This is a genomic window from Sunxiuqinia elliptica, from assembly GCF_900113005.1.
GTDB classification, from domain to species: domain Bacteria; phylum Bacteroidota; class Bacteroidia; order Bacteroidales; family Prolixibacteraceae; genus Sunxiuqinia; species Sunxiuqinia elliptica.
Genome location: NZ_FONW01000011.1, coordinates 149,679 through 155,961, shown reverse-complemented (window position 1 = coordinate 155,961; position 6,283 = coordinate 149,679). Strand labels below are relative to the sequence as shown.

At 43.1% G+C, this 6,283-nt stretch carries 5 protein-coding genes; 3 read left to right on the top strand and 2 right to left on the bottom strand.

Translation table 11 applies throughout. The features are described 5' to 3' along the window. On the bottom strand, positions 1–578 hold a 578-nt coding region (locus BM156_RS17205), incomplete at its 3' end, for an IS110 family transposase (protein WP_170846996.1). A gap of 334 nt (positions 579–912) precedes the next feature. Here BM156_RS17205 and BM156_RS20715 point away from each other — a divergent pair. Next, positions 913–1,080, top strand: coding sequence for a hypothetical protein (locus BM156_RS20715; RefSeq protein WP_170846995.1), 168 nt, complete (start codon positions 913–915; stop codon positions 1,078–1,080). Between the two features lie 241 nt (positions 1,081–1,321). Beyond that, positions 1,322–2,140 (top strand): metallophosphoesterase, encoded by an 819-nt coding sequence (locus BM156_RS17200; protein WP_093921138.1) that lies wholly within the window; start codon positions 1,322–1,324, stop codon positions 2,138–2,140. A 192-nt stretch (positions 2,141–2,332) separates the two neighbouring features. Here BM156_RS17200 and BM156_RS17195 read toward each other — a convergent pair whose 3' ends face one another. Further along, on the bottom strand, positions 2,333–4,639 hold the full coding sequence (locus tag BM156_RS17195; RefSeq protein ID WP_093921137.1) for a glycoside hydrolase family 20 protein: 2,307 nt from the start codon (positions 4,637–4,639) through the stop codon (positions 2,333–2,335). Between the two features lie 289 nt (positions 4,640–4,928). Here BM156_RS17195 and purB point away from each other — a divergent pair, with 289 nt between their 5' ends. Then, positions 4,929–6,278, top strand: a complete 1,350-nt coding sequence (purB, locus tag BM156_RS17190; RefSeq protein ID WP_093921136.1) for an adenylosuccinate lyase — start codon at positions 4,929–4,931, stop codon at positions 6,276–6,278. The last annotated feature ends 5 nt before the right edge of the window (positions 6,279–6,283 follow it).

Genomic DNA, 6,283 nt, shown 5'->3' with positions numbered 1-6,283 from the left:
TGGAGTGATACTTCTTCGCCAAGCCATTTCATAAACCGTTTTGACCAGTGGGAGCCTGACTTTTCGAATTGAGGGGGAAATGGAATTCCATAAAAATACAAGAATGATTTTATTCGTTGCTTGAATCTTACCATGTCCTTAACCATTGTGGCCCGTATACGGACAAGTGACCGGTCTTCCAATGTCGATTGGGCAGGAACATATATTGCCGTCAATTCGCCGGCCCGTAACGAATGGGCAAGTTTCCGGCTGTCTGTCGGGTCATCTTTTTGCAACTGTTCCTTTTGTGAAGTCGGAACATCCGCAGGGTTAGTAACCATGTTATTTATTCCCATTGACTTTAATTGATAATGAGTCCAAAAACCACTATAGCCAGCTTCATAAACCGAATGGTAATCCGCTTGGGGGAAATTACGATGCAGATAATTACACAATGTCTCAGCACAAGCTGGCTGCGTAAACGTTTTGTGCATTAGAGAATCCGTTAGTATTGTGACCGTCCAGCTTTTCAGATGAACATCAATTCCGACAAAAATATTTTGTCCCTTAAAATCTAATCCCGTCTTTTGTGTTAGCATAAGTCTCTGAGTTTTATTGGTTATCACTAAATCAAAAATAATACTCATTGGCTTATGCTTCCTTTTTGGAAGCACGAATTACAAACATAGGGACTCGTCTTAGCGAAGTAGTGACGAAGGGCAGACCGGATTTTTATTGCGTTGAGTTTTTTCTACACTAAACGACTTATTTATAGTACTAAAATAATTGGGCTAAAGCCCGTTTGCCGGAGATTCTATTTATTACCCCGGCTTTAAAGCCGGGGCTATGCATACCCTATAAAAACCTGGGCTTTAGCCCAATTTTCAATTTTTTTCACGAACAGTAATAAATAAAAACCTAAAAAATTAACTTATGACCATTATGTCTTTCCTTCCGATTATCGTTACTGCGATTGTTTATTTGTCCCTAATTGTTGGAATCCTTTATTTGATTTACCGCTGGGTGAGTAAGTTTATCGCCTTAAGAGAAGAGCAAAATGACTTGTTGCGGGAAATTATCAATAAATTGGAATCGAAATAAACAAGCAGTCCCCGCTCGCCGCTGGCGCGGTTTTGTAAACCGTGCCTTGCTTGTAAAAGCAAGAAGTTATTTGTTGAAGGGCAAGGCGCAAATTGCAAATTTGCGCCAGCGGAGGATTAAAAGAGCGAGTGAATGAATGCTCTTGAATTTAACCGGACATAATTTTTTATTTGAAAATACTGGTTGAAGCGATAAAATAGGCGATCTTTGTCACTCGTATATTAAACCTAAAAAAAACACCATGATTTACCGATTCCAGAACTATCTACTATTCGCCTTGTTGGTCTTTGTTGTTTCTTGCACTGAAAAAAAGCAGCCGCCCTTTTCGTTTGTTCAGCTATGCGACACCCAGCTGGGGTTTGACGCTGATGGGTATGAACAGGATGTGAAAAAATTCAAACAGGCGGTGAAGCAAATCAATGAGCTCAATCCTGATTTTGTCGTGATATGCGGCGACCTTGTTAACACGCCTAACGACAGTTCCTTTTCCGACTTTAAAGACATTATGGGTGGTTTTACAATGCCCTGCTATCTTACTCCCGGAAACCATGACATTACAAACACGCCCGACAGTACAAGCCTGAGTTATTACCGGGAAACGATCGGAAAAGATTATTTCGAATTTGAGCATAAAGGCTATTCATTTATTGTCACCAATTCGCAGTTGTGGAAAGCAAAGGTGGAAAATGAATCTGAAAAGCACGACCGTTGGTTTAAAGAAACCTTGAAAAACCAAGGCCTTAAAAAGCAACCGGTGGTAGTTGTCGGGCATTATCCGTTATACACCAAAACGCCCGAAGAAGAGGAAGCTTATTTCAATTTTTCATTGGAAAAAAGACAGGAGTTGCTAGCCTTGTTTCAGCAAAACAACGTTCGGGCTTACCTGTCGGGGCACACGCACCAGTTAACCATTAACCAGTACGACAATATGCAATTGGTTAGTGGTGAAACAACCAGCAAAAATTTTGACCAAAGGCCTTTCGGCTTCAGGCTTTGGCTGGCTACCCCCGATACCTTAACACAAGGTTTTGTTCCCTTGCAAGCTGAACTTGCGCAATAGGATAGGCGGGCTGATCCTTTACTTTATAGCCTTGAGGAAAGCTTCCATTTTTAGCTAAGCCTAAAAAAGAAGCCATGTAATATAGCAATGAGGTGAGTCGTGCGATAGAACTCAAACTTGGTTTGATTACGCATGACTCACCTCATTGTTGTTGCCCCTTATGCCAATCAGGCTTAAAGGGTGGGGTGGAGCTTATTCCACGATTACTTCATCAATAAAAATAAATACGCCCTGATTTTTGACCCTTTGGTAAGGGGCTTTCACCCGAATGTACTGGCATTCGGTTGGTTCAAAGTCCAGTGTAAAGGTTTCTGTTTTAATATCGGGCGTTTTCGGAATGCTTGCTTCTCGTTTATTTTTCCAGGTTTTTAGCGTTTTGAAGTTTTTTCCATCGGTCGATACGGCTACTTCCATTCCTGCGGGGAAATAGATTCCGGCTCCGGTTTCTTCAATACAGCTCATGGCAACTTTCGAGATGCTAGCGGTTTCTTTCAGGTTGATGGTGGCCGAAAAGTCGCGGCCTAAAATACCCAGCCATTTGCCATTGCCCCATTTATCGCCGCCAAAGTCGGCATCCACCAAGGTGTAACCACCCTGTGCTTTGTAGTTGCCATAAGGCTCAGAATCCAGCGTGACATCGGCACCACATGCTTTGTGCAAAATAGCGTCCTTGGTTTCTGTGCTGACCATTTTGTTGCCATCCTTTACGGCAATCGCTTTTACCGGCGTCGATTGGTCAAGCGTAAAGGCTTGCGTGTAGTGCGTCGCCGTTTGCTGATCTGGCTCAGAGCCATCAAGGGTGTAATAAATATCAGCATGGAGCTCAGTCTCCAGTTCAACGTTTAGCTTTTTAGACTCTTGATCCAGCTGAAACTTAATCTCAGGACGGTAGGCACTGGGTGCATAGTTTACACCCATGGCATTGTAGCGTTCTACCATCCGATCCATTTTGTTCCGAAACTGTGTCCAGTCTTTCTTGTTTGGAGCTTGCCAGGCAATTTCCGACAAGGCCGCGATACGTGGGAACAGCATATATTCCACCTGATTTTCATCCGGCATGTATTCGGTCCAGAGGTTTGCCTGCACACCCAGTATCCGTGCTCGGGTTTCGGCATTGGCTTCCGCAGGGACCGGTTCGTAGTTATACACTTTCTTTAGCGGTGCATAACCTCCAAATGCTTTGGGCTCGTTTTGGCTTAAGCTTTGGTAATGATCAAAATATAAGATTGAGCCGGTTGTCAGTACCATGGGGTGTCCTTTTTCTAAGCTGGCAGTAACTCCTGCTTCTCCTCCCCAGTACATAATGGTAGCCGATGGCGATAATTCCCCTTCCAAAATTTCGTGCCAGCCAATCAATTTCCGGCCTTTCGATTTGAGGTATTCATCAAAGTGGTTGACAAAATGGCTTTGAAGTTCGTGAGGCGTATAGCCATTTTTCTTCATCGTGGCCTGACATTGGGCACAGGCTTTCCAGTTGCTTTTGCCAACTTCATCGCCTCCAATATGGATGTATTCTGAAGGAAACAATTCAAGCACTTCATCCAAAACATCTTCCAGTAGTTGGTAACTATCCTGATTGCTGGCACAGTAAACACCGATGTTTTTAAGGCTTTTGCCGTGTTTGTCCTTGCAAAGTAAATCGGGGTAGCATTGCATAACCACTTCCGAGTGGCCGGGCAATTCGATTTCGGGCAACACAGTAATTTGTCTTTCTTTAGCATAGGCAACAAGCTCTTTAATTTCTTGTTGCGTGTAGTAGCCGCCGTATTTGGGCCTTGAATCTCCGGTCTTCCAAACCTCAAAATCTTGCCAGGGTTTTTTACCCTCTTTTACAACCCGCCAGGCGCCGATATCGGTTAGTTCCGGATGCGATTTTATTTCAATCCGCCAGCCAATGCCGTCAACCAAATGCCAGTGAAATACATTTAATTTATGCATGGCCAGGTAATCGATGTATTCTTTCACAAAATCCAAGGGCATAAAATGCCTTGAAACATCGAGGTGGACACCACGCCAGCCAAAGCGAGGACTGTCGATGATGTTGGCAGCAGGCACGGCCAATTGCTGAAGTGTCTCTGCCTCCAGTTCTTCCGGGAGTAGTTGGCGTAAGGTTTGCACAGCATAAAATAATCCCTGAGGACCGGCTGAGCGGATCCCAATTTCATTTTTAGTGATTTGAAGCTGGTAACCTTCCTGGCTTAAAGAGTCGAGTCCGGCATCGTACTCAAAAACAACGGCCGATTTTGGTTGGCTGTTTTTGTCCCAAACAACTGCTAATTCTTTATGGAGAATTTCCTGTAACAGGCTTACGGCAGGCAGCATGGTCGAATCGTTGATAACGATAGTTGTTTTCTCCTTGAAAACAAAAGCTGGCTGATCCTCGGTTTGTATCGATAGCGGCTCAGGAATAACTTGAACCGGTTGAGTTTTGATCTCTTCTTGGCAACTATACAGAAGAAGCATAATTGCAAGAATAAAGAAGGGTTTTGTAGTAATCATAGTCGTATCTTATCGTGTGAATTTGTAGACCGAAGTTCTTTTGGCACAAAAGAATGGAATTTATTTCAAATTAGGAAACGTGAGAAAAGTACTTGTCTTGGCTCCTTAATCAATAAGCATTGCAAGAGGATTCTAAGCGGTCCGACGAATCGAATACGCTTCGTTAGAGCTACTTTTGAGTATGCGTTTTGGGCTGTGTTAGCAAAACGTTTTGAATGGATAACTCAGTAGATTCATCCGAAAGTCACTCAAAATAATTGCTAACTTTGTGGCTCGAAAAACTAAAGATATGGACTTGAATTTATTGACTGCTATTTCACCGGTTGATGGCCGGTACCGTAACAAAGTTGAAAAACTGGCTGAGTATTTCTCAGAGTTTGCTTTAATCCGATACCGGGTTTTCGTTGAAATCGAGTATTTTATCGCTCTTTGTGAGTTGCCACTGGAACAACTCAAGGCTTTTGATGCCGGGCAATTCCCTGCATTGCGCAAGCTTTATGAAGACTTTAGCGTTGAAGATGCACAACGAATTAAAGACATCGAGAAAGTGACCAATCATGATGTCAAGGCCGTAGAATATTTCATCAAAGAAGAATTCGACAAACTGGGACTTCAGGCATTTAAAGAGTTTATTCATTTTGGACTGACGTCACAGGATATTAACAATACTGCTGTGCCAAAATCGGTGCAGGATGCAATTGAAAAAGAATATTACCCAGCCATGGACGAATTGTTGGCTAAGTTGGATGCTCTGGCTACCGACTGGAAAGCTGTTCCGATGTTGGCTAAAACACACGGACAACCAGCAAGTCCAACGAACTTAGGTAAAGAAATCCGGGTGTTTATTGAACGGATTCAAATTCAGCTGGAGCAGTTGAAACAACTGGCTTGCGATGCGAAGTTTGGAGGTGCAACCGGAAACTTCAATGCGCACCACCTGGCTTATCCTGCCATTGACTGGGCTGCTTTTGGTAACAAATTTTTGAAAGACTACCTGGGATTGGAGCGTGCGCAGTACACTACTCAAATTACACATTACGATAATCATGCTGCAATTTTCGATGCTTTGAAACGGATCAACAATGTTATCCTGGATCTGAACCGCGATATGTGGACTTATATTTCCATGGATTACTTCAAGCAAAAAATTAAAGCAGGCGAGGTGGGTTCATCAGCTATGCCACACAAAGTAAATCCAATTGACTTTGAAAATTCGGAAGGAAACATCGGATTGGCGAATGCCGTTTTTGAGCACCTGGCAGCTAAATTGCCTGTGTCTCGTTTGCAACGTGACCTGACCGATTCCACTGTGATCCGGAATATTGGTGTACCCATGGGACATACGTTGATTGCCGTTCATTCAACATTGAAAGGTTTAAGCAAGTTGTTGATCAATATGGACGCAATTGATGCTGATTTGGAGAAGAACTGGGCGGTGGTTGCCGAAGCAATTCAAACCATTCTGCGTCGCGAAGCCTATCCAAATCCATACGAGGCCTTGCGTAACCTGACACGGACCAATAAAAAGATGAGCCGCGAGGTAATACACGAGTTTATTGATACGTTAGAAATCAGTGATTCATTAAAAGAAGAATTGAAAGCAATTTCGCCACAAAATTATACCGGAATTTATAGCTAATTCCG

Coding starts and splice junctions, on each gene's coding strand:
- BM156_RS17195 (WP_093921137.1), bottom strand. CDS start 4,639: ATGATTACTACAAAACCCTTCTTTATTCTTGCAATTATGCTTCTTCTG.
- BM156_RS20715 (WP_170846995.1), top strand. CDS start 913: ATGACCATTATGTCTTTCCTTCCGATTATCGTTACTGCGATTGTTTAT.
- purB (WP_093921136.1), top strand. CDS start 4,929: ATGGACTTGAATTTATTGACTGCTATTTCACCGGTTGATGGCCGGTAC.
- BM156_RS17200 (WP_093921138.1), top strand. CDS start 1,322: ATGATTTACCGATTCCAGAACTATCTACTATTCGCCTTGTTGGTCTTT.